The organism is Desulfomicrobium baculatum DSM 4028 (genome assembly GCF_000023225.1).
Classification (GTDB): domain Bacteria; phylum Desulfobacterota; class Desulfovibrionia; order Desulfovibrionales; family Desulfomicrobiaceae; genus Desulfomicrobium; species Desulfomicrobium baculatum.
In genome coordinates, this window is the sequence record NC_013173.1 from 1947869 (window position 1) to 1971832 (window position 23964).

19 protein-coding genes and 1 riboswitch are annotated in these 23964 nt (G+C 63.0%); of the genes, 15 read left to right on the forward strand and 4 right to left on the reverse strand.

Annotated features, from left to right (window positions below; translation table 11 throughout):
• Positions 1 to 57: 57 nt before the first annotated feature.
• Positions 58 to 237: riboswitch (cobalamin riboswitch) on the forward strand.
• 87 nt (positions 238 to 324) lie between these two features.
• From DBAC_RS08580 to cobJ, 10 genes are read left to right on the forward strand one after another with little or no spacing between them, the layout of a single operon-like run.
• Positions 325 to 1206: a sirohydrochlorin cobaltochelatase gene (locus tag DBAC_RS08580; protein ID WP_015773892.1), complete on the forward strand. Its 882-nt coding sequence runs from the start codon at positions 325 to 327 to the stop codon at positions 1204 to 1206.
• Between the two features lie 4 nt (positions 1207 to 1210).
• On the forward strand, positions 1211 to 2218 hold the full coding sequence (locus DBAC_RS08585) for a FecCD family ABC transporter permease (RefSeq protein WP_015773893.1): 1008 nt from the start codon (positions 1211 to 1213) through the stop codon (positions 2216 to 2218).
• Positions 2215 to 3000: an ABC transporter ATP-binding protein gene (locus DBAC_RS08590; RefSeq protein WP_015773894.1), complete on the forward strand. Its 786-nt coding sequence runs from the start codon at positions 2215 to 2217 to the stop codon at positions 2998 to 3000. The genes DBAC_RS08585 and DBAC_RS08590 overlap by 4 nt, the downstream gene beginning before the upstream one ends.
• Positions 2927 to 3862: an ABC transporter substrate-binding protein gene (locus tag DBAC_RS08595; RefSeq protein ID WP_143890865.1), complete on the forward strand. Its 936-nt coding sequence runs from the start codon at positions 2927 to 2929 to the stop codon at positions 3860 to 3862. The genes DBAC_RS08590 and DBAC_RS08595 overlap by 74 nt, the downstream gene beginning before the upstream one ends.
• Positions 3859 to 4569, forward strand: coding sequence for a precorrin-2 C(20)-methyltransferase (gene cobI / locus DBAC_RS08600; protein WP_015773896.1), 711 nt, complete (start codon positions 3859 to 3861; stop codon positions 4567 to 4569). The genes DBAC_RS08595 and cobI overlap by 4 nt, the downstream gene beginning before the upstream one ends.
• A gap of 15 nt (positions 4570 to 4584) precedes the next feature.
• The gene (locus tag DBAC_RS08605) at positions 4585 to 5937 is read left to right on the forward strand and encodes a cobyrinic acid a,c-diamide synthase CobB (RefSeq protein WP_015773897.1); all 1353 of its coding nucleotides are present in this window, start codon (positions 4585 to 4587) and stop codon (positions 5935 to 5937) included.
• Complete coding sequence (locus tag DBAC_RS08610; protein ID WP_015773898.1) at positions 5934 to 7022, forward strand: cobalt-precorrin-5B (C(1))-methyltransferase; 1089 nt, start codon at positions 5934 to 5936, stop codon at positions 7020 to 7022. Before DBAC_RS08605 ends, DBAC_RS08610 begins: the two co-directional genes overlap by 4 nt.
• Positions 7019 to 8230: a bifunctional cobalt-precorrin-7 (C(5))-methyltransferase/cobalt-precorrin-6B (C(15))-methyltransferase gene (locus DBAC_RS08615; protein WP_015773899.1), complete on the forward strand. Its 1212-nt coding sequence runs from the start codon at positions 7019 to 7021 to the stop codon at positions 8228 to 8230. Before DBAC_RS08610 ends, DBAC_RS08615 begins: the two co-directional genes overlap by 4 nt.
• The gene (cobM, locus tag DBAC_RS19945; protein WP_015773900.1) at positions 8227 to 10023 is read left to right on the forward strand and encodes a precorrin-4 C(11)-methyltransferase; all 1797 of its coding nucleotides are present in this window, start codon (positions 8227 to 8229) and stop codon (positions 10021 to 10023) included. Before DBAC_RS08615 ends, cobM begins: the two co-directional genes overlap by 4 nt.
• A complete protein-coding gene (gene cobJ, locus DBAC_RS08625) occupies positions 10008 to 10760 on the forward strand; it encodes a precorrin-3B C(17)-methyltransferase (RefSeq protein WP_015773901.1) in 753 nt (250 codons plus the stop codon). Before cobM ends, cobJ begins: the two co-directional genes overlap by 16 nt.
• Positions 10761 to 10789: 29 nt before the next feature.
• Here the strand turns inward: cobJ and DBAC_RS08630 are convergent, their stop codons facing one another.
• Entirely contained in the window at positions 10790 to 12391 is a 1602-nt protein-coding gene (locus DBAC_RS08630; protein WP_015773902.1) for a glycosyltransferase family 4 protein, read from the reverse strand.
• Positions 12392 to 12577: 186 nt separating this feature from the next.
• On the opposite strand from DBAC_RS08630, the gene DBAC_RS08635 reads away from it, so the two are divergent.
• Positions 12578 to 14029: a GGDEF domain-containing protein gene (locus DBAC_RS08635; protein ID WP_015773903.1), complete on the forward strand. Its 1452-nt coding sequence runs from the start codon at positions 12578 to 12580 to the stop codon at positions 14027 to 14029.
• Positions 14030 to 14132: 103 nt separating this feature from the next.
• Here DBAC_RS08635 and DBAC_RS08640 read toward each other — a convergent pair whose 3' ends face one another.
• From DBAC_RS08640 to DBAC_RS08650, 3 genes are all read right to left on the reverse strand, one after another.
• The gene (locus tag DBAC_RS08640) at positions 14133 to 15407 is read right to left on the reverse strand and encodes a TRAP transporter large permease (RefSeq protein ID WP_015773904.1); all 1275 of its coding nucleotides are present in this window, start codon (positions 15405 to 15407) and stop codon (positions 14133 to 14135) included.
• Positions 15407 to 15901, reverse strand: a complete 495-nt coding sequence (locus DBAC_RS08645) for a TRAP transporter small permease (RefSeq protein WP_015773905.1) — start codon at positions 15899 to 15901, stop codon at positions 15407 to 15409. The genes DBAC_RS08640 and DBAC_RS08645 overlap by 1 nt, the downstream gene beginning before the upstream one ends.
• Before the next feature lie 103 nt (positions 15902 to 16004).
• Positions 16005 to 17057, reverse strand: a complete 1053-nt coding sequence (locus DBAC_RS08650) for a TRAP transporter substrate-binding protein (RefSeq protein WP_015773906.1) — start codon at positions 17055 to 17057, stop codon at positions 16005 to 16007.
• A gap of 282 nt (positions 17058 to 17339) precedes the next feature.
• Between DBAC_RS08650 and DBAC_RS08655 the strand changes: the two genes are divergently transcribed.
• The 4 genes from DBAC_RS08655 to ldhH all read left to right on the forward strand — a co-directional run bounded on the left by DBAC_RS08655 (position 17340) and on the right by ldhH (position 23954).
• Positions 17340 to 20153, forward strand: a complete 2814-nt coding sequence (locus tag DBAC_RS08655) for an FAD-binding and (Fe-S)-binding domain-containing protein (RefSeq protein ID WP_015773907.1) — start codon at positions 17340 to 17342, stop codon at positions 20151 to 20153.
• A gap of 62 nt (positions 20154 to 20215) precedes the next feature.
• The gene (locus tag DBAC_RS08660) at positions 20216 to 20668 is read left to right on the forward strand and encodes a cupin domain-containing protein (RefSeq protein ID WP_015773908.1); all 453 of its coding nucleotides are present in this window, start codon (positions 20216 to 20218) and stop codon (positions 20666 to 20668) included.
• A gap of 515 nt (positions 20669 to 21183) precedes the next feature.
• Positions 21184 to 21816, forward strand: coding sequence for a LutC/YkgG family protein (locus DBAC_RS08665; RefSeq protein WP_015773910.1), 633 nt, complete (start codon positions 21184 to 21186; stop codon positions 21814 to 21816).
• Entirely contained in the window at positions 21816 to 23954 is a 2139-nt protein-coding gene (ldhH, locus tag DBAC_RS08670; RefSeq protein WP_015773911.1) for an L-lactate dehydrogenase (quinone) large subunit LdhH, read from the forward strand. The genes DBAC_RS08665 and ldhH overlap by 1 nt, the downstream gene beginning before the upstream one ends.
• Positions 23955 to 23964 lie beyond the last annotated feature (10 nt).

Here is a 23964-nt window from a genome sequence, read left to right on the forward strand (position 1 = left end):
CTTCTGTCAAGCATATGCTTTCCTCAGGATTTCTTGACACCCCCCAAGGCCGCGACTAGCGTCTTTTCCACTTCGGATACCTTAGGGTGTAAAAGGGAATCCCGTGCAAATCGGGAGCGGACCCGCCGCCGTAAGTTTCAAAAAAAGCCATGCTCCACGCTGTCCACTGGGATCGGTTCCGGGAAGGACGAGAATGGTGAAACGAGCCGGAAGACCTGTCCGAGGTCCAGTCACAAGTCTGTGCTGCCTGCAACGGGGGTTTTGCGGGCCGCGCCATTGGACAGCCGTCCTGTCCTCACCGCCCCCGCCAAACCTGGAGGTCTCATGTTCAAAGCCTCGCATGTTTGCGGACTCTTTCTTTTCCTTTTTCTGCTCGCCCTGTGCGGCCCGGCCGTGGCCGGGCACAAGGAACGGCCACCCAAAAAGGGCATTCTGCTGGTGGCTTTCGGCACTACCGTGCCCGAAGCCCGCAGCGCCCTGGACCATATCGGGGAAAAGGCGACGCAGCGCTTTTCCGGCCTTGAAATTCGATGGGCCTATTCCTCCCGCATCGTGCGCGACAAGCTCTCCGCCCAGGGACAGCACTTCGACTCCCCGGCCATGGCCCTGGCGCGGATGATGGACGACGGCTTCACGCATGTCGCCGTGCAGTCGCTGCACACCATCCCCGGCGAGGAATTCCACGCCTTGAAGCAAACGGTCGACGCCTTCTCCGGCCTGCCCAAGGGCATGGACAGCGTGGTTCTGGGCCTGCCGCTGCTGGCCGAACCGGATGACGTGGAGGCGTGCGCCAAGGCCATCATGGCCAGCCTGCCGCCTGAACGCAAAAAAGGCGAGGCCGTCATCCTCATGGGACACGGCACCCATCATCCCGCCAACATCTATTATCCCGGCCTGCAGTATTCCCTGAACAGGCTCGATCCGCTGGTGCTGGTCGGCACCGTCGAGGGCACGCCATCGCTGGACGACGTGCGACAGGCGCTCAAAATAAACGCGGTATCGAAAGTCTATCTCCTGCCCTTCATGGCCGTGGCCGGGGACCATGCGGTCAACGACATGGCCGGTGACGAAGATGACTCCTGGAAATCCGTGCTCACGGCCGACGGCCTGACCTGCGTTCCCGTCCTGCGTGGAACCGCGCAGATCCCCGCTTTCGTCGACCTCTGGCTGAATCATCTGCAGGCGGCCCTGGAGCGCCTGCCCTAGCCCCATGAACGACACGCGACACATTCGGGCATGGCTGGCCATGGCGGCCGCCGTGCCCCTTTCCATCTACGCGGCCCTGTTTTTCGGGTCCTATCCCTTGCCCGCCGATGCCATCCACCAGGCTATCGGCGCCATGCTCCATGGCCAGGCCGAGACCCAGGCCCTGGTCATCGTGCGCGACATCCGCCTGGGCCGCATCCTGCTCTCCTTTCTGACCGGAGCGGCCCTGGCCGTGTCCGGCGGCGTTTTCCAGGGCCTCTTGCGCAACCCCCTGGCCGACCCGTTCACCCTGGGCATCTCCAGCGGCGCGGCCTGCGGGGCGGCCCTGGCCCTCGGTATGGGCTGGACGGTGGCCGGGCTTTCGACCCTCCCCCTGGCCGCTCTGGGCGGAGCCTTCGCGGCCATGATTCTGGTGCTGGCCATGAGCAGGCTAGCCGGGGATTTTTCCCGCGAGAGCCTGGTCCTGGGCGGGATCGTCGTCTCCACCTTTCTCGGTGCCCTCATCGCCCTCATCAAGTCACTGAACGAAGAGTCCGTGGCGGCCATCGTGTTCTGGATCATGGGTAGCTTCCAGGGCCGGGGATTCGAGCACATCGAACTCATGTTGCCCTACATGGCCGCAGGCTGCGCCCTGGTCCTTTTTCTGGCCCGCGAGCTCGACATCCTGGGGCTGGGGTCCGAACAGGCGGCCCAGGTCGGCGTGTCCGTGGGACGGGCGCGCATCGGCCTGCTCGTCGGAGCCGGAATGCTGACCGCCGCGGCAGTCAGCGTTTCCGGGATCATCGGCTTCGTCGGGCTGGTGGTTCCCCACCTGGTGCGCATGCTCATCGGGCCGGACTCCAGGCCCCTGCTTCTTTTTTCGGCCCTGGGCGGAGGGATTTTGCTGCTCTGGTCCGACGTCCTGGCCCGCACCATTCTTTCTTACGGAGCGGAACTGCCCGTGGGCGTGGTCACGGCCCTGTTCGGCGGCCCCTTTTTCTGCCTGATCCTGGCCAGGGGACGCAGACCATGAGCACTCCAATGATCGAGATTTTAGACCTGAGCACTGGCTACAAAGGGCTGCCGGTGCTTCGCGGCATCTCCCTGACTGTCCGCGAGGGCGAATTCACGGGCATCCTTGGCCCCAACGGCAGCGGCAAGACGACCCTCATCCGCGCTCTGTCCGGAGTCCTGCCGTGCGCCTCGGGCAGCATCCGCATCGCGGGCCATGACATCAAGGCGCTGCCGGCCAAGGCCCGGGCCCGGCAGTGCGCCACCGTGGCCCAGAAAAACCCCGGCCTGTCCGCAGTGCGCGCCCAGTCGCTGGTGCTCATGGGCCGTTACCCGTATGTCTCCTTTCTGGGCGGCTATTCCCGGCATGACCATCTGCGCGCGCGGGAAGCCATGCAGGAGACGAGTTGCCTGCACCTGGGGCAGCGCAGCACCGAGGCCCTCTCCGGCGGCGAATTGCAACGGGTCATCACTGCCAAGGCCCTGGCCCAGGACACCAGGCTGCTGCTGCTGGACGAGGCTGCGTCCAACCTCGACGTGGCCCGGACCATGGATCTCTACGAACTGCTCAAGGCCAAAAATGCCGCAGGCCTGACGATTCTGACCGTGGCCCACGACCTGAACCTGGCCGCTCTCTATTGCCAGCGCCTTGTCTTTCTGAAAAACGGTTCCGTCGCGGCCGATGGCCCGACCCGCGAAATTTTTACGGCCCAAACCTTGAGCGAGATTTATGAAACACCCCTTGCCGTGGCTGCGCATCCCCTCACCGGGGCTCCCCAGGCTTATCTGGTACCTCGTGCTTAACCTTTTCCTGCTCCAGATTCCTGCAAGCGCCCTGGCCGCAATCTTTGTCACCGACGATCAGGGGCGTCAGATCAGTCTGGATGCGCCCGCGACCCGGATCATCGCCCTTTACGGTGCTTTCAACGAGATCCTGGCCGACCTTGGACGCGAAGACCTGCTCATCGCCCGCACGGCCACCGACGACCTGCCTGCGTCCATCAAAGCCAAACCGTCCATCGGCACCCACCTGCGCCCCAATGCGGAGCTGATCCTGGGTCTTGCGCCGGATCTGGTCATCCAGCTCGGGGGACGGGGCGAGGCCATGGAGCCGGTGCGCTTTCTGGAAAAACGGGGCCTGAACGTCGCGGTCTTTGATCTTGAAAATTTCGAGCAGCTTTTTTCAGTCATGGAACGTCTGGGCACGCTGACCGCAAGCACGGATCAGGCCGCCAAGCGCATTGCCTTCATGCGCTCGGAACTTGCGCGTATCGAGGCCGCAAACACTGCCCCGCGCCCCCGAATCTTCTTCGAGGCGCGCTACCCCACGCTTCTGGCGGCCGGACAGGGTTCCATGGCTTCGGAAATACTCTACAGGGCCGGCGGGGAAAACTGCGTCGCCGCTCCGGACAAGCTTGTGCGCCTGGGCGAAGAGGAGCTCTTGCGCCTTGATCCCGACATCTACCTTGTCCAGGAGGGGCCCATGAACCCCCGCCCCGTGCCCATGGCCGAGCGCCATCTCTTTCGCACCCTCGCCTGCGTGAAATCCGGCCAGGTCCATACCGTGGACCAGAAGGTCTTTTCACGGCCCGGTCCACGCAGCCTGGAGGCCGTGCGCCAACTTGCAACCATCATATCAAACTGGAAAAAGGAGGTCCGACCATGAGCGGCCATCTCTACGGCATCGGCGTTGGACCAGGAGACCCAGAACTCTTGACCATCAAGGCGGCGAAAGTGCTTGGCCGGGTGGACCTCATCCTGGCGGCGTCCTCGACCAAGAACGACGACTCCCTGGCCCTTGACATCGCGCGCCCCCATGTGAAGCCGGACGCGCGCATCATCCGGCTGGGCTTTCCCATGAGCCGCAACGAGGGCACCCTGCAGACGGCCTGGGAGGAAAACGCCCGCTTGGTCCTCAAAGAGCTTGAAGCGGGGCACGATGCGGCCTTTATAACACTGGGCGATCCCCTGCTCTATTCGACCTTCGCCTACCTCTTGCGCACCCTGCGCACCCTGGCCCCGGAGCAGGAGGTGACGGTCATCCCCGGCATCACCTCTTTCCAGGCCGTGGCCGCGGCCACGCAGACCGTGCTGGCCGAGAGCGCCCAGAACCTGCTCATCCTGCCCGGCATCCGCGAAGCCGGGGAGCTGCGCAAGAGCCTGGAGGGCGCGGACAACGCCGTCATCCTCAAGGCCTACACCAATTTTTCCGCCATTCGCGAGGAACTGCGTACTTTTCCGACCCCGACCCATTGCGTTTTCGCGTCAAGAATGGGCATGAAGGAAGAGTTCATCACGCGCAGCCTGGACGAGGCGCCGGACAACCCGACGTATCTCTCGCTCATGCTGCTGACCAAAAACGAATCACTTTGAACCAAGGATACGCGTATGCCCAAAGCCATCGTCATTGCCGGCACCTCCAGCGGGTGCGGAAAGACCTCCGTCACTCTCGGCCTGATGAAAGCCTTCGCCCGCAAGGGCCTGGTGGTGCAGGGCTTCAAGTCCGGGCCTGATTTCATCGATCCCGGCCTGCACCGCATGGCCTCCGGCCTGCCCAGCCACAACCTCGACGGCTGGATGCTTTCCGCCGACGAAATCCATCGCATCTTCCGCCGCAACCACGAGGGCTGCGACATTTCCATCATCGAGGGGGCCATGGGCCTCTTCGACGGCATCGGGGCCGTGAGCGAAGAAGGCTCGGCCGCGCAGCTGGCCAAGATTCTGGGCGTGCCGGTCATGCTGGTGGTCAACGCGCGCGGCATGGCCCGCTCGGCGGCGGCGCTGGTCAAAGGCTACGGCGAATTCGACCCGGACCTGCGCCTGGACTCCGTGCTCTTCAACATGACCGGCAGCCCCACCCACGGGCAGATCCTGGCCCAGGCCATGGAAGGCCGGGACATAAAGGTCCTGGGCAGCCTGCCGCGCCAGGCCGACCTGCCCCTGCCCTCAAGGCACCTCGGGCTGGTCACCGCCGACGATTTGGACCGCCGCGAGGAGCGTCTGAACGCCCTGGCCGACTGGGTCGAGGCCTCCATCGACCTGGACGCCCTGCTGGACGCCTTGCCGGAATACTCCCTGCCATCGCTCAGCGACGGCGGGGTCAAGATGCCGGAAATCCGCATCGGATACGCCCGTGACCGCGCCTTTTGCTTCTACTACGAAGAAAACCTGCGCATGCTGCGTCAGGCCGGGGCCGAACTGGTGCCCTTCTCCCCCTTGCACGATACAAACCTGCCCCCGGCCCTGAAAGGCCTGTATCTGGGAGGCGGGTACCCGGAACTGCACGCGGCGGAACTGGCCGCCAACACGGCTATGCTCGGCAAAATCCGCGACTTCTGCCAAAGCGGCAAGCCGGTCTACGCCGAATGCGGCGGCTTCATGTATCTGATGCGCTCCTTGCGCACGCGCGCAGGACAGGAACACGCCATGGCCGGAGTGTTCGATTTCACCTGCGCCATGGAAGGCCGCCATCAGGCCCTGGGATACCGCGAAGTGAAACTCGTCGCCCCCTCCCCCCTGGGCGCTCCCGGCGCACAGGCCAGAGGGCATGAATTCCATTATTCAAAAATGACCGGCAGCGACCCGGCCGCCGCCCAGGTCTACGACGTCCATGACCGCTGCGGAAAAACGAATGCCGGAGGCGGCTACCTGAAAGGCAACTGCCTTGGATCGTACGTGCACCTGCATTTCGGCTCCAATCCGCACATGGCCGCCCATTTCGCCGGAGTCTGCGGGGCATGACCCTGCGTCATGGCTTCACCACGGGCACGGCGGCCGCCGCCGCCGCCAAGGCCGCGACGCTGCGCCTGCTCACGGGCCGCGCCCAGGACAGCGTGGAAGTGCCGCTGCCCGTGGGCCAGCGCATGACCATCACCATCCTTGAAAGCCGGGTCGACGGGGAAGGCATCATGGCCGCCGTGGTCAAGGACGGCGGCGACGACCCGGACGTGACCCACCGCGCCGTGATTCGGGCGCGGGTGCGGCGCGGCGTAGGGGATGGCGTCGTTTTGCGCGGCGGGGCAGGCGTTGGCGTCGTGACCAGGCCGGGCCTGCCCGTTCCCGTCGGCATGCCCGCCATCAATCCCGTGCCCCGCCAGCAGATCACCCTGGCCGTGACCGAGGCCATGGCCGCTGCCTGCGGCATGAACGAAAAAGTGAGTCTGGAAGTGGAAATCAGCGTGGATCGCGGGGAAGAACTGGCCCAAAAAACCTTCAATCCGCGCCTGGGCATCATCGGCGGTATCTCCATTCTCGGCACCCGGGGCACGGTCAAGCCCTTCAGCAACGCGGCCTACCAGGCCACAATTCGCCAGTGTCTGGATGTCATGCAGGCCTGCGGAGCGCGCACCCCCTGTCTGACCACGGGCGGACGCAGCGAACGCTTCCTGCGTCAGGCCCGCCCCCGGACGCCGGAAACCGCGTGCGTGCAGGTGGCCGATTTTTTTGCCTACAGCATGAAGGAAGTCGGGCGGCGCGGCTTTGATTCCGTGCTCTGGGGCGTCTTTTTCGGCAAGCTGGTCAAGCAGGCCCAGGGACACCGCTACACCCACGCCCGCAGCGCGGAGCTTGACCTGACCATCCTCGCGGGCTGGTGCGCGGATTGCGGCTTCGACCGCCACGTCTGCCAGAAGGTCGCCGGCGGCAACACGGCCATGCAGGCCCTGGAGCTTCTGGCTCCCCTGCCGCAAAGCGCAACCCTCTTCGCCCTGCTCACGGACAAGGCTGCGGCCGCAGCCCGCCTCTTTTGCGGGCGAGAGGTGGGCGTTGACTACATGCTTTTCGATTTTTCCGGCCAGATTCTGCACCAAACCTCGGAGGCCGCATGATTCATGTTCTGGGGCTTGGACTGTGCCCGGCCCATCGTTCCCCGGAGACCCTGGACCTCATCCGCTCGGCGGATCTGGTGGCCGGCGGAAGACGGCTCCTCGACGAACTGGGCATCGAAGAGAGCAGACGCCTGCCCCTTGGGGCCCTGGAGGAATTCGCGGCCCGCATCCAAAGCCGCGCAGAGGACGGCATCGTCTGTGTCCTGGCCGACGGCGATCCCCTACTCTACGGTATCGGAGCGAGTCTGCTGCGCTTCTTCGCCCCGCGCGAACTGACCTTTCACCCCAATGTCTCGGCCCTGCAGACCGCCTGCGCCCGTTTCGGCCTGCCCTGGCACGAGTGCCGCGCCTTGTCCCTGCATGGCCGCGACGATCAGACCCCGCTCTTCGCCGCCCTGACCCACGGCAGCCTGGCGGCCCTGTACACGGACCACCTCCACAGCCCGGACGCCATAGCCCGGCTGTTGCTTGAGCGCGGCGTGACGGGCTGGCGCATGCACGTGGCCGAGGCCCTTGGAGGCCCGGAAGAACAGTTGACCACAGTCACTCTGCCGGAGGCCGCGCAGCGCTCGTGGCACACGCTGAACATCATTCTCCTGGAACGCACACAGGCCCCAACGCTTACGCTGGAACTGGGCCTGGACGAAAACGCCCTGGCCCACGCAGGTGCCCTGATGACAAAGCAGCCGGTCCGGGCTTTCGCCCTTTCCCTCCTGCGCCTGCCTCCGGACGCGACCCTGTGGGATCTGGGTGCTGGCAGCGGCGCCGTCAGTCTGGAAGCCGCGCGGCTCCTCGACAAGGGGCGGGTGGTGGCAGTGGAACGCCAGGCCGAGCGCGTGCGCCACATCAAGACAAATGTGGAACGCACCGGAGCGTGGTTAGTGAAGGCGGTGCATGCTTCGCTGGAGTATTTTTTGGAGGATGGGAAGTATGCCCCCCCCACCCACATCTTCCTCGGCGGCGGGGCCTCTGAGCCTGTCCTTTCCCGGTGCGCCGCCCTGCTTGCCCCCGGCGGGCGGCTGGTGGTGGCGGCCGTGCTCCTGTCCACCCTGGAAACGGCCCGCGCAGTCTTCAGCCGACTGGGCTGGCCGTTAACCGTGCATCAGCTCATGCACCACGCAAGCGCGCCTCTGGGCGGCGATGTGCGGCTGGTGCCTTCCAATCCCGTTTTTCTTCTGGAAACCCAAAAACCTTCAAGCGACACATGAATAATTCTTCGCAGGTGTATTTTATCGGCGCAGGCCCCGGCGATCCGGACCTGATCACGGTGCGCGGCCGGGACCTTGTGGCCCGGGCGGACCTGGTGCTGTATGCCGGGTCCCTGGTGCCCGCCAAGGTGGTGGCTTGCGCCAGGCCGGATGCCGCGGTCGCCGATTCGGCGGGCATGAGCCTTGATGCGACCCACACCCTGATGCTGGAAACGGCGCGCAAGGGCGGACTGGTGGCGCGGGTGCACACCGGAGATCCGTCACTTTTCGGCTCCGTGCGCGAGCAGATCGCCCTCCTGGAGCGGGACGGCGTAAGCTGGGAAATAGTTCCCGGAGTGACCGCCGCCTTTGCCGCGGCGGCCCGGGCCGGGGTGTCCTTCACCGTGCCCGAGACCACCCAGAGCCTCATCATCACCCGGCTGCACGGCCGCACGCCGGTCCCGGAATCCGAGCGCCTGAGCTCCCTTGCGCGGCACGGCTCGTCCGTGGCCGTGTACCTCTCGGCGGACAAGGCCGGGGAGCTGGCCAGTGAATTGCGTCTGGCCGGATCGCCTGAAGACACGGTCATCGTCATCGGCCACAAGGTCGGTCACCCGGAGGAGAAAATCGTCCGCACCACCCTGGCGGAGCTGGAACAAAGCGTGCAGGCGGCCAACATCACCCGCCAGGCCGTGTTCCTGATCCTGCCCGGCGAGTCCGCGCCGCAGATTCAGTCCCGGCTCTACGCCGCCTCCTTCGGACACGGGTTTCGCGAGGCCGAGCGCCCGCAGACCTGGCCGCGCATGGCCGTCTACGCCATGACACGCCAGGGTCTTGGCCTGGCCGGACGCATCGCCGCCATGGCGCCGTCCGACCTGTTCGCCACCAGCCGTCTGGCCGAAGGCGAGGTGCGCGGCTTTGAACGCATCGCCGACCAGGTCCGCGCCAATTTCCCCCTCTACCACGCCCATGTCTTTGTCGCCGCCACGGGCATCGTGGTGCGCAGCATCGCGCCCCTGCTGCACTCCAAGACCACAGACCCGGCCGTGGTCGTCTGCGATCAGAACGGCGAGCATGTCGTAAGCCTTCTGTCCGGGCATCTCGGCGGGGCCAATGACCTGGCCCGGCGCATCGCCCTTCATATCGGCGGTCACCCCGTCATCACCACGGCCACGGACACGGCCGGCAAACCCGCCATCGACACCCTGGCCCAAAACCGGGACTGCGTCATCGCCGACCCCTCCCGCCTTGCGGCGATCAACAGCGACCTGGCCGAAGGCGGACGCGTCACGGTGCACGACCCGGAAAATCGTCTGCGCCTGCGCGATGACACGGATTCGAATACTTCCTTTGAACTGGTCGATGATCCGCAAGCGCAGGTGCTGGTCAGCTGGAAAACGGTCACCACGGCAGGCCTGCTCCTGCACCCGCGCTGCCTCTGCGTCGGCATCGGGTGCCGCCGGGGCGCTTCGCGAGAGGAAATTCAGGCGGCCCTGGCACAGGTCATGGAACAGCACGATCTGGCATGCGGCAGTCTGGCCGCGCTGGCCAGCGTCGAACTAAAGAGGGATGAAGGCGGGCTGCTGGACGCGGCCAAAAAACTGGGACTGCCTCTGGAATTTTTCGCAGCTTCAGTCTTGAATGAAACGCACGTCCCCAACCCCTCGGAGCGGGTACGGGAAAAAATAGGAGCGGGAAGCGTATGCGAAGCAGCGAGCATGCAGGCGGCCTTGAAAATGAGCCCCAAGGCGCGGCTCATCGTGCCCAAGACGATAAACGGAAACGTGACGGTGGCCATATGCCTGGCCGGCTGAGCGTGATCGGGCTCGGCCCCGGCAGCACGGCGCTGCTCGCCCCCATGGCCCTGTCCTGTCTGGCTCAGGCCGGAGCCGTGGTCGGATATGACCGTTATATGGAAATGGTTGATCCTGACCTGCTCCAAGGCAAAACTCTTTTTTCAAGTCCCATGAAAAAAGAAATGGAACGCACGGCCAAGGCCGTGGAATTCGCCCTGGCCGGACTGGACACGGTGGTGGTCTCCTCCGGGGACAGCGGCATCTACGGCATGGCAGGACTCGTCCTTGAATTCCTGGAACGCGAGGGACTCCTGGATACGGTCGATCTCGAGATCGTGCCGGGCATCCCGGCCCTGTGCGCGGCTGCGGCCCTGCTCGGCGCACCGCTCATGCACGACTTCGCGTCCATCTCCCTGTCCGACCTTTTGACCCCGCTGCCGACCATCATGAAGCGGATCCGCTGCGCGGTGGAGGGCGATTTCGTCATTGTCCTCTACAACCCCAAATCCCGCAAACGCGACTCCTACCTGGGGCAGGCCCTGGCCATGGCCGCCGAACACCGGGGCCCGGACACCCCTGTCGGCTTCGTGCGCAACGCCTACCGCCCGGATCAGGACGTGCGCGTCGCGACCCTTGGCAGCTGCGACCCCGAGTGGGCCGACATGCTGACCACCGTGGTCATCGGCAACAGCGCGAGCCGCCTGGCGGGAAATAAAATTCTCACGCCGCGCGGTTATTTTGAAAAATACGGGTAGCGCGTCAGGAGTCCTTGCGAAAGGGCGGTTCAGGATCCTGCGGACACGCGCAGCAGATCCCCTTTGAGCATCCACAGCACCGTGGCGGTCAGACGGTCCTCGCTGGCTGCCTTTTGGCGCAGGGCCGTCCATGAAAGCGGATTACGGGCCCAGACCAGCACCTTGCGCATCAGCTCAAGGTCAATCCTGGCTTCGATGCCCGCGTAAACCACCGGAAAATCCTGCCCCCGATACACGGCCCTTCCCAGCTCCGTTACCTCCAGCACATCCCCTGCCGCCAGACGCCGCGACGGATATCCGGCAAAAAGCCGTTCATAGCGCATGGCCAGCGGATGGCGGTGTTCGCCCTCGCCCGGCTTGGGCGCGGGCGCTGCCGACAGACGCTCCCACAATTCCAGATAGCGTCCGATGACTACGGACCAGTCAAACCCCTGCGCATGTTCGCGGGCCGCCCGGCCCATTTCCTCGCGCACGCTTTTTTGCAGCAAAACCCGCAGTTGTCCGGCCAGCTCGCCCACATCCACGGCCACGTCCTGGGCCAGCCACAGGTGGTAGGCGCTGTCGTAGAGAAGCGGCGCCAGGAGCGAAACATCGTCCACCTCGCCGCTGTCCAGGGTGGGAACCAGAAATCCCGTGCGCCCGTGACGGACCAGGTCGCGATAGCCGTCGTAATCCGATGCGATGACAGGCTTTGCGGCGGCCGCCGCTTCCAGGATCGTCAGCCCGAAAGTTTCCTGGGGGTTGTCGGCCAGGGACACGACCACGTCGGCGCGATGCAGCAGGGCCGTCCTGGTCGCGTCGTCGGGACAGCGCACGAGAACAAGTTCAAGCCCGATGTTGGCCGCCAGGTTGGTCAGGGTATGCGGCAGGGATGCCCCCTCGTCAGGGCTCCCGGCCAGAACCAGGCAGACCCCGCCCAGGTCCACCCCGCCCTGACGCAAGCGCTGGAAGGCCCGCAGCAGGGGCAGAAGATCCATCTTGGAATACGGGCTGATGCGCCCCGGCACCAAAAAGACGGTCTTCGTGGCCGGAACCGCAGGCACGCCCTCCAGCGTGGAAACATCGAAGTCCCGGCACCAGATGCCCAGCGGCACGACGGCCACCTGCGCAGCCGGAGCGTGGAACGTCTCGGCCAGGGCGGACAATTCTTCCCGCACCACGTCGGCGCCGGCCCTTGAAGTGGCCACGATGCAGTCTCGTCCCGTCACTCCGGCCCAGACATGCTGGGCGAAGGACTGCCCGTAGCGTGCATAGGACAGGGAGTGGGTCACGCCGGTGATGGGAAAGATGTTGGCGGCCAGACGGTTCCTGAGCGCGGCCAGGAAGCCCTGGGCGGTCAGGCAGTCGGAGAGGTGGAAGGCGTGGTAGGCGTTCGCGGCCAGGTGTTCGGCCAGGGCGGTGCGCGGCAGGATGCGCACCTTGGCGGCGGCCTGCGGGCAAACGGCGTTCACGAAGGCTTCAAGCGCCGTGCCGCTGTGCCGGTCCGGAAGAAAAAAATGATATTCCCGGAAAGGATCGGCCCCAAGCAAAGCCTGCAGAAAGCCGGAATTGGCGACCTTGCGCCCGATAACGGGACCGCCTTCGACAAACGGATCAAGAGTGCCCCAGATCGGGCCGGAGTGTTGCGCCATGCCCGCATAAAGCAATATCCGGGCCTGATTTCAACGTGATCCGGCCAGCTTGAAATAAACGGCTGTCAGTGGCGCAAAGAGAATCATAATTCAATTCGGCCGCAAGGTTGCAGCCGACGATACGCTTGGCAACAAACTTGCTAAGTACCAGCAAATCGTCAATTTTTCGTATCCTTGGAGGATTCCATGAACGCCCTTACCCGCCCCTGCCTGGGCCTCGCTCTCAGCTCCGAGTTGGCATCCCAGCTGGAGGGCCACCTGCCACGAACACGCGTCCTCGAAAATCGTTCGCTCAGTTCGGCACAGGAATTCATGAGCGCGAGAACCCAGGGTGGGCTTGTCTTCATTGCCGTTTCCACATGGAAGGAACTTGCCCCGGACGACAGGGAGCGATTGATTGCGCACAAGTCCTGGCAGTTCATGCTCATCGCCGATCAGCATGACCCGGATGCTCTTGAATACATGTCCTCCGGCACGTTCCTGACCCTCATGACCTGCCCCCTTGATAGGGCAAAAATTTCCCGCGCCCTGCAGCAGGCGGAAGAAGTGTCCAACATGTATGACGACATCTTCCACATGGCACGCGAAATCAGCCTCGAACGGGAGCTTCTGACGCGTAAGAATGAGCAGCTTGCCTTTCTCAACCAGCTCCTGACCAGGGCCAGTCAAACCCTTGACCCGGCGGTCATCCTTGCCAATTGCTCCGAAGACTTCGCCATGCTGCTTGACGTCGGAAACGTGCTCGGCGTCTTCTGGGCCGAAAACGAAGGCCAGACCGAGGCCGAGCTTTTCTTGCCGGGTACATTGCCGCATGCCCAGCAGGCGGAATGGATCAATCACCTCCTGAGCGTCGCGGCCCGCCTGGGCAAGCAGGAGGTGCGCGGGTATCAGGTGTCGGCGCTGGAACTCAAAGACTGCAAACCGGGCAATCCCCCGGAGCTTGAAGAGCTGATCACCCTGCCCCTGACCTTGGGCTCCGAACCCTTCGGTGCTTTGGTCATCTGCTCGCAGGATGCCTCAAAGCTGGGTCAGGACCGCTTGCGCATCCTCAGCTCCGCAGCCAACCATCTGGCGCTGGCCATGCGCAACGGCCTGGAATTCCGCAAGACCAAGGCCAGAGCGGACCATGACGGCCTGACGCGCATCTCCAATCGTCACCATTTTGACATCCGTCTGCGTGAAGAGATGAAGCGCCACCAGCGCCACCAGGATGAACTGAGCCTGATGATGATCGACCTCGACTATTTCAAGTCAATCAACGACACTTACGGCCATCAGGCCGGAGACATGGTGCTGCAGGAAGTGGGCAAGATTCTGAACAACACGCTGCGGGAATCGGATTTCCCCGCGCGCTACGGCGGAGAGGAATTCGTCGTCATCCTGCCCCAGACCAGGGAGGATCAAGCCTGGATCCTGGCTGAACGCCTGCGCTCCCAGATCGGCCAGACCTTTTTCCGTTCCCAGAAAAAACGTTTCCGGGTCACGGCCTCCATCGGCATCGCCGGCATCAAGCCCTGCGCGCTGACCCCGCCGGAGACTCTGCTCCGCAATGCGGACACCGCCCTCTACCAGGCCAAAACCAACGGGCGGAACATGGTCTGTTGCTCGGCCATCGAAGAAACGCAGGCAGCCCACTAAAGGTGCCAGTGCCATAAATCCGGACCGTAAATTCTTTCCGGACGCAAATAAAAACCGCATGGGGTATTCCTCATGCGGTTTTTATTTGCGTCCGGACGCCCCTCTACCGAAGTATCGAGGGCAGCCAGGTGGAGATGATCGGGATGTAGGTGACCATCAGCAGGCAAAGGAAGAGCAGCAGCAGAAAAGGCATCACGGACCGGGCGATGTAGGTCAGGGGCCGCCTGGTGATGCCCATGGCCACGAACAGATTCAGACCGAAGGGAAAGGTCAGAAAGCCGATCTCCACGTTGACGATCATCATGATGCCCCAGGCCACCGGATCAATACCGAAATGGTCCAGCATGGGCAGAAAGATGGGCGTCAGGACCAGGATGGAAGTCACGATGTCCATGACGCAGCCGACCGCAAGCAGGAGGAGGTTGACCAGAAAGAGGAAGACGTACTTGTTGCTGATATGCGCGGCGATGAACTCGGCGGCCTGTACGGGGAGCTGCTCTCGCGTCAGCAGCCAGATGAAGGGCATGGCGCAGGCGATGATAAACAGCAGGGCCGAGGACAGCACGGCGCTCTTGGTCAGAATGACCCTGAGCTTCTCCCAGGTCAGGGACCTGTAGATGAAGGTCTCCACCAGCAGGGCGTAGACCACGGACACGCCCGCCGCCTCGGTAGGCGTGAAGATGCCGGAATAGATGCCGCCAAGCACGATAATCGGCATGGCCAGGCCCCAGGACGCGCGGCCCAGGATGCGCAGGGTCTCAACCAGGGAATGGGACGAGGTCGCGCCCCAGTTGAAGCGCCGGGCCATGTACACGGCAAAGGCCCCGAAAATGACCACCCGCACCACGCCCGGCACGATGCCGGCCATGAACATGTCGCTGACCGAGGTGTTGCCCACCAGGGAATAGAGGACCATGGGAATGGACGGAGGGATGAGAATGCCTAAGGTCCCGGCGCTGGTGATGAGGCCGATGCTGAATCTCTCGGAGTAGCCAGAACGGATCAGGGCCGGGATCATGATGCTGCCCACGGCGATGACCGTGGCCGGGCTTGATCCGGAAATGGCCGCGAAAAACATGCAAGTCAGAATCCCGGCCAGGGCCAGGCCCCCTCGAAAACGCCCGACGCAAGCGTCCATGGTTTTGACCAGATAATGGGCGATGCGACCCTCGGCCATGATGTTTCCGGCCAGGATGAAAAATGGGATGGAAAGCAGCAGAAAATTGTCCAGTCCGCGAAAAAGCTGCTGCACCAGCGCGGTCAGGGGTACATCCAAGAAGAATGTCACGGCTCCGGCCGTGGTGGCCAGGACGACTATGGAAATGGGCGTGGAGAGCAGCAGCATTCCAAGAAAGGCGCAGACGATGAACCATACCATCAGTCAAGCTCCTGTGCGGGCGCGACCATGACACGCAACTGCTCCCAGGCCCGGAGGAGAAAACGCAGGGCGATGGTCGCCCCGAAGACGGGGATGGGCAGATAGGCCACCCACATGGGCATGCCCAGGGAAGCGGTGGTCATCCCGTAGCGGGCCAGCAGCGCGGTCTGTTCCCATCCATACCAGGCGATGACCAGCATCACTGCCGCACTCAAAAGGTTCGCCAGGGTCCGCAAAGCTGCGGCCATGCGTGGTGGAGCATACTGGGTTACGGCCTCCATGGAGAAATGCGCTCCGTGTTTGACCGCCATGCCCGCTCCGGCAAAGGTCACGAAGACCAGCAGATACCGGCTGCCCTCGTCAAACCAATCAAAGGTCATACCCAGAAAATAGCGGGTACAGACCTGGATGGTGGTGCCAACGGCCAGAAGCAGGAGCAGCCCGCCCACGGCCAATTCCTCGATGTGTCCGAGGGTGCGCAGAAAATTCTTCATCGTTCTCTCAAAAACGGCAGAGCCGAGAGGCCCTGCCGTTCTGTTTCAGACATGCATTGGTCTGCTGCGCGTATACGTGTTGCAACGCGGCCGCGAACAAACCCTACTTGCTGTACTGGTTCACCTTTTCGACGATCATGTCATAGTAGCGCTTGCCTGCGTACTTGCCGAATTTGGGGTCGTTTGGAATGACGCCGACCTGGTCCGCAAATTTTTCGTGTACGGGCAGCACGGCCTCGTGAAAGGCCTGGCGCTCTTCGGGGGTCAAGTCCGCGATGGTGGCTCCGAATTTATCCACGGCCAGCTTTTCCAGCTCGTTGCGCATGTTGGTGTTTTCGGTACGGTTGATGTCCTCGGCGATCTTGGCGGCATCCAGAAAGATCTGCTGCTGCTCGGGGGTCAGGCTCTCCCAGACCGGACGGCTGACCATCTTGTAGAGACAGGTCAGGGAGTGCGAGGAACGGGTCAGATACTTGGCCACTTCCGTGAATTTCATCATGACCGAAGTGGGGATGGGATTCTCCTGCATGTCCACCGCGCCCTGCTGCAGGGCCGTGTACAGTTCCGGAAAGGGGATGCCCACAGGATTGGCGCCGAGCGCCCGGAAACTCTCCAGGAACACGGGCGAATCCATGACCCGCACGCGCACGCCCTTCATCTGCTCGGGAGTGGTGATGGTCCTGTCGCGCACGCCGAAGTCACGCATCTCGTTCTCGGCGTACCCGATGGGAATAAGCCCCATGCCGGGCATGAGGGCGTCCATGACGGTCTTGAATTCCTCGTCGGCCAGCACCTTGTAGGCGACTTCCTTGCTCGGAAAGAGAAAAAAGAGGTCCAAGAGTCCCACCTGCGGGATGAGGTTGGACATGACCGCCGTGGTGCAGTCCATCATGTCCAGAGTGCCGAACTGGACTTGCTCCAGCATGGAACGCTCATTGCCGAGCTGCCCCAGGGGGAAAACCTCGATCTTGATCTCGCCGCCTGTCTCCTTTTCCACATGCGCGGCAAAGGCCAGAGCCGCCTTGTGCATGGGGAAGTCCTTGTTCTCGATCTTCGTAGGCGCGATATGTCCGAACTTAAGAACCCGCGCCGCCTGGGCCGATGCGGCGGCGAACATGGTCAAAGCCAGAAAGATCACCATAACTTTCATTTTCATCGATTCCTCCGGGGCTGCCCGCACACCACGCAAAGCGAATGATGCAAGCATTTGTTTTCATTTAATTTCAAAAGCAAGAACACAAAGAATAAACAATTATCGATCAGCAAGAAGCTTTGCAACCCTTTTCTGCGCATCACTGCGCCCTAGATTTGGGTCTGAACGGCCCAAATCGTCCCGTCACGTTGACTTCGACGCGGCACGTCCCTAGTGATCTTGTGCTTCCAATGCACGCTCCGACCCGTCCGCCACGGGTGGGGCATCGATCCTACGGAGCGCCCAATGTCCCTGCCATCCATTCTTGCCGACGCCCTGATCCGCATCGTCCCTGCAGAACGCCTACATCTGGACGCCGTGCGGGTGCGCGTTTTTGCGCTTGACGCCAGCATATACCAGCCCCGGGCCCAGGCGGTCATCGACCTTGAGAGCGAGGCCGAAGTGCAGGGCGTGATGGCGACGCTGCGCGAACACGGCGGCGGGGTGACCTTTCGTGGAGCGGGCACGAGCCTCAATGGCCAGGCCACGGGCGAGGATATCGTGGCGCGCATCCGGGGCCCATTCTGGCGCAAGCATGAGATCCTGGACGAAGGACGGGCCATCCGGCTGCATTGCGGCCTGACCGGCGGGGAAGCCGATGCGCTCCTGGCTCCGTACGGGCGGCGCATCGGACCCGACCCAGCTTCGGCGGCAGCCGCGTCCATCGGCGGCATGGTCGCCAACAACGCTGCCGGCATGTGCTGCACCGTTGATCAGAACACCTTCGCCACCATGCGCCACATGCGCCTCATCCTGGCCGACGGCACGATTCTGGACACCGAAGACCCGGACAGCGTGGCCGCGTTTCGCGTCAGCCATGCCCGCGTGCTGGAACGCCTTTCGACCCTGCGCCGCCAGATCATGGCCGATTCCCCGCTGGTGGAACGCATCCGGCGCAAGTATTCCATCAAGAACACCACCGGCTACAGCGTGAACGCGCTGACCGAATTCGACGACCCTTTGGACATCCTGACCCATCTGATGATCGGCTCCGAAGGAACCCTGGGCTTTGTCAGCTCCGTAACCCTGGCCACGGTGCCGGTTCATCCCCTGCGGGCCACGGCGCTGATGATCTTTCCGAACCTTGACGCGGCGGCGCGGGCGGTCATGGCCCTGCGCGGAGGGTGTCCGGTGCAGGCGGCGGAGCTTCTGGACCGCACCTCCATCCGGGCCGTGGAAAACCTGCCCGCCGCCCCGCCGGTGCTGCGCGAACTGGGCGGGGAAGCCTGCGCCGTGCTCATGGAGACCAGAGCCGACGACCCGCAAACCCTGACCCGCAACACCGAGGCAATCCTTTCGGCCCTGGACGGCATCGAACAGGTCGCAGCGCCCCGTTTCACCACGGACGCAGCCGAATGCGAGCGCCTGTGGAACGTGCGGCGCGGACTTTTTTCCGCCGTGACCAGCTTCCGCGCCGCCGACGAATTCGTCATCACCGAAGACATCAACATCCCGGTGGAGCGCCTGGCCGAAGGATGCGTCGCCTTCCAGCGCCTGTTCGCGCGCCACGGCTACGATGCCGGGATCATGGGACACGCCTTTCACGGCAATTTTCACTTCACCCTGCCCACGCGCATCAGCGATCCCAAGGAGCTGAAGCGGCTGCACGGATTCCTGGACGACCTGGCCGAAGTCATCACCCGCGACTTCGACGGGTCGCTCAAGGCCGAACACGGCACGGGCCGGGCCATCGCGCCCTATGTGCGCCAGGAATGGGGCGACACGGTCTATGCGATCATGCAGGAGATCAAAACCCTGCTCGACCCGCAGGGGATATTGAACCCCGGCGTCATGTTCAATGAAGACCCGCATGAGCATTTAAAAGGCCTGAAACTGCCCCTGACCAGCCACCCCAAGATCGACATGTGCGTGGACTGCGGATTCTGCGAGCCGGTCTGCCCTTCGCGGCACATCGCCTTCACCCCGCGCCAGCGCATCGCGGCCTGGCGGGAAATCACCCGTCTGGAACAGGCAGAGTTTTATGACGAAGCAAGCACGTGGCGCGCCGCCTTCACCGAACTGGGCGAATCGACCTGCGCCACGGACGGGCTGTGCACCACTCGCTGTCCCCTGGCCATCGATGTGGCCTCCTTCATCCGCGACCTGCGCCATGTCCGGAACACGCCCGGCACGCGCGCAATAGCGGGCGCGGCGGCCTCGAATTTTTCAGCGGCGACAGCCTTGGTTCGAGGAGTGCTGCGCGCGGCCGATCTGGGGCATCTGGCCTTGGGCGCGGACACGATGGAGGCCTTAAGCCGCATCCTGACCCGGATGAGCGGCAAGCGTCTGCCCCTTTGGCACCAGGCCCTGCCCAAAGCTTCTGCGGCATTGCCCGGGACCGCGCATGCCGCCGGCGAAGGGGATGTGGTCGTTTACCTGCCTTCCTGCGCCACGCGGACCATGGGCGACACCAGAGGCGACCGCCGGGAGCCCCTGCCCGAGGTCACGGTGCGACTTTTGGAACGGGCCGGATTCACTGTGCGCATCCCGGAAAACATAAACGGGCTGTGTTGCGGCAAGGCCTTTGAAACCAAGGGGCTTTACGATCAGGCCCGGATAAAAATCCTGGAACTGGAAAAGGCGCTGCGCACAGCCTCCGATAATGGCCGCTACCCCATCCTCTGCGACACAAGCCCGTGCCTGGCGCGCATGAAAAAGGAAATCCCCGGCCTATCCCTTTTTGAACCCATTGAATTCGCGGGCGCTTTCCTGCTGCCCCGGCTGCGCTTCACCCCGGTGGACCGCAGCATCGCCCTGCACCCGACCTGCTCCACCCGCCTCCTGGGCCTGACCGACGCGTTCACGGATCTGGCCCGCCATCTGGCAGCGGACGTCGTCCTGCCCACGGGCATCCTCTGCTGCGGCTTCTCCGGCGACAAGGGCTTCCACCGCCCGGAACTCAACGCCTCGGCCCTGGCAGGGCTGGCAGAGCAGGTGCATGCGTGCAGCGAAGGATATTCCACATCGCGGACCTGCGAGATCGGCCTCAGCCTGCACGGCGGCATCCCCTACAGCAGCATCCTCTATCTGCTGGAAGAATGTTCCAGGCCGGACAAATGAAAATGCAATCACGGCGAACGCGCCGAACAATCCTTTCACTGTTTCCATAGCAAGGCGATTCCATGAAAAAGCACACCCAGCTCCTTCTTGCGGCCATGTCCGTTTTGCTTCTCCTCCAAACCGGCTGCGTCCCACGCCAAAAACAGCAGGACCCGCACGCCGGCGCCGCCGTGGTCAGGGAACTCGTCAAAAGCACAACAAGCTGGGACGGCAACAAACTGCCATCCTATCCGCAAGGCCAGCCCGAGATCACCATCCTGCGTATCGCCATCCCGGCCGGAACCCGCCTCAAGACCCACTCCCACCCGGTCATAAACGCCGGCGTGCTGCTGAGCGGACAACTCACTGTCGTGGCGGAGAATGGGAAAACGCTGCATCTCAAAGCCGGTGATCCCATCGTCGAACTGGTCGACACCTCGCATTACGGCGTGAACGAAGGGAGCGAACCGGCGGAAATCATCGTCTTCTACGCCGGCACCGGCGGCGCGCCGATCACGATTTCCGAACCGAAATGACGCGCATGGCCCTTGAAGGGCCATGCGCGCGTACCTCAAAAGCCACCCTTCGGGACTTTTTCGACCCCAAAAACAACATCCCTTTGAACTTTTTGCGGGACTTTTCCTTGAATCGTGCTTAACAGTTCACATTAATCTCGCACAATTCACCAAGGAACCTTCCGATGCACGCCAAAGAGTCAACTTCCCGGAAGTTGTCCGCCTTGATGGCAATGCCGAAGCACATAAGCGGTCTGCTCCGCAAGAAAGGACGCGTTGACCTGGAGGCGCCGGGCGAACCGACTGTCGCGCCGCTGTGTGAGGGGCTGCTGATCGCGAAAGATCGCCGCACGACGACAGGACTGCGTCAATCCCCCCATCGACGCTGGGTGAAATCACCCAATCCGGCTGGGTCATTTTTTGCCACAGGCCATTCGATACGCCTAATACACTAAAATAATTATGCTAAAATCTACAGGATGAGCTGGCACGCATCCTGCCTAAAGAATGCCAAATGAATTCATCCAGGAGGACGTATGGGACCAACCCCAGAGGTTTTGGAAAAGTTTCGGAAAAAAGCGGAAATCGTCTCGGCCATTGTCTCGGAAGTGGACTCCATGGCTCAGGCCATCGCCTATACTGTTGATCTGTGCGCCCAGAAAGAAGCCTGTCAGCTGCTCATGAGCGGCTGTGAGGAAACCTTGTCGGACAAGGGCAAGGATCTGTGCGAACTCAAAGAATGGGGCAAGATCATCGCCGCCCCCGCCCTAAACGATACGGACATGGCCGAACTGGTCAAACAGGCCGCAAGCCGCGATATCTCCGTCATCAAAGACGGAATGCGCAGCCATCTGGCCGGTGTCGACATCGGGTTCACGGTCGCGGACTACGGCATCGGCGAGACCGGCAGCCTGGTCATCGATTCCTCCAGCGAGGAACTGCGCCTGGCCACGATGGTCAGCGAAATCCACGTCGCGGTCATCCCCAAATCACGCATCAGGGCCACGGCCGAAGACCTGTACGACGAAATCAAAGGCTTCCAGAGCCGCAAGCCCAATTATCTGGCCTTTGTCACCGGGGCCAGCCGCACCGCTGACATCGAACGCGTTCTGGCCCTGGGCGTGCACGGGCCCCTGGAACTGCACATCCTGATCCTGGAGGACAAATAATGCAGAAGGCCAAAAATCTTTCCGAATATAACGACGAACTGCGCGAAGCTCTGGACAACACCTTCCTGCGCGGAGCCATGGACAAATTCGCCACGGCCTACCCCGTTGGCCGGGCCAACGCCTTCCGCGAATACGACGTGGAGGCCCTGATCCAGGAAGTGGTCAAGGCCAAGGATGCAGGCCTGACCCGCCTGGACGAACTTTATGCCGAGTTCAAGGCCAAGGCCGAAGCCAACGGCGTGAAAGTGCACATGGCCAAGGACGGCGACGAGGCCAACGAGATCGTGGCCCGCATCGCGGCCGAAAACAAATGCAAGATCATCGTCAAGTCCAAGTCCATGACGGCCGAGGAAACCCTTTTGAACCACCGTCTGGAAAAAGACGGACTTGAAGTGGTCGAGACCGACCTTGGCGAATGGATCATCCAGCTCCGGCACGAAGGTCCCAGCCACATGGTCATGCCGGCCATTCACCTGTCCCGCTACCAGGTCGCCGAACTCTTCTCGCAGGTCACCAAGCATGACCAGTCCTCGGACATCCAGCGTCTGGTCAAGGTCGCCCGTCGCGAGCTGCGCCAGAAATACGCCGATGCCGACATGGGCGTGAGCGGAGCCAACTTCGCCATCGCCGAGACCGGCACCATTGGCCTCATGACCAACGAGGGCAACGCCCGCCTGGTCACCACCCTGCCCCGCGTGCATGTGGCCATCGCCGGCATCGACAAGCTCTGCGGCACCCTGGACGACGCCCTGAAAATCCTGCGTGTTGTTCCCAAGAACGCCACGGGTCAGGCCATCACCTCCTACGTGACCTGGATCAGCGGCGCCAACGAGTGCCAGACCGCGCCCGGCGGCAAGAAAGAGATGCACATCATCTTTCTGGACAACGGCCGCAGCGAAATGGCCAAGGATCCCCTCTTCGCCCAGGTTCTGCGTTGCGTGCGCTGCGGCGCCTGCGCCAACGTCTGCCCGGTCTACCGCATGGTCGGCGGCCACCAGATGGGCCACATCTATATCGGCGCCATCGGCCTCATCCTGACCTACTTCTTCCATGGCAAGGACAAGGCCAAGAACCTGGTCCAGAACTGCATCAACTGCCAGGCATGCAAGCACATCTGCGCGGCCGGCATCGACCTGCCCCTCCTGATCAAGGAAATCCATGCGCGCATCCTGGATGAAGACGGACATCCGCTGCCGTCGATGCTGCTGGGCAAGCTGCTCAAAAACCGCAAGCTCTTCCATGCCTTCCTGCGCACGGCCAAGATGGCTCAGCGTCCGCTGACCGGCGGCACGCAGTACATCCGCCATCTGCCCCATATCTTCTCCAAGGATCATGGATTCAAGGCACTGCCAGCCATTGCCGCCAAGCCCTTCCGGGATCGTTTCGCGGCGCTGAAACCCACGGTTTCCGCACCCAAGTTCCGCATCGCCCTGTTCTCGGGCTGCGTGCAGGACTTCGTCTATCCGGAGCAGCTGGAAGCGGCGGTGAAAGTTCTGGCCGCCCACAATGTGGCGGTGGACTTCCCCATGGATCAGTCCTGTTGCGGGCTGCCGCTGCAGATGATGGGCGAGAAGAAAGCAGGCGTCGACGTGGCCAAGCAGAACATCGCGGCCATGAGCGGCGACTACGACTACATCATCACCCTCTGCGCCTCCTGCGCTTCGCACCTGAAGCACAACTACCCGTTCCTGCTTGGTGAAAACGACGCGGAAGCCAAGGCCTTCGCCGACAAGGTCATGCCTTTCTCGGCCTTCATGACCGATGTGCTCGGCGTGACCGCCGACGGGTTCAAGCAGACCCACGAGCGCGCCACCCTGCACGCCCCCTGCCACCTCTGCCGTGGCATGGGCGTGGTCGAACAGCCCAGACAGCTTCTGGCTCTGGGCGGCTATGAATACGCCCAGGCGGAGCAGGAGCAGGTCTGCTGCGGATTCGGCGGCACCTACTCGGCCAAGTTCCCCGGGATTTCCGAGCAGATCCTCAAGAACAAACTGACCGATGCGGGCCGTACCGGAGCGGAAGTGCTGGTCACCGAATGCCCGGGCTGCATCATGCAGCTGCGCGGCGGCGCTGAAGTCAACAAATCCGGCTTTGCCGTCAGGCATATCGCCGAAGTGCTGGCCGACCACCTGAAATAACAAACGGGCC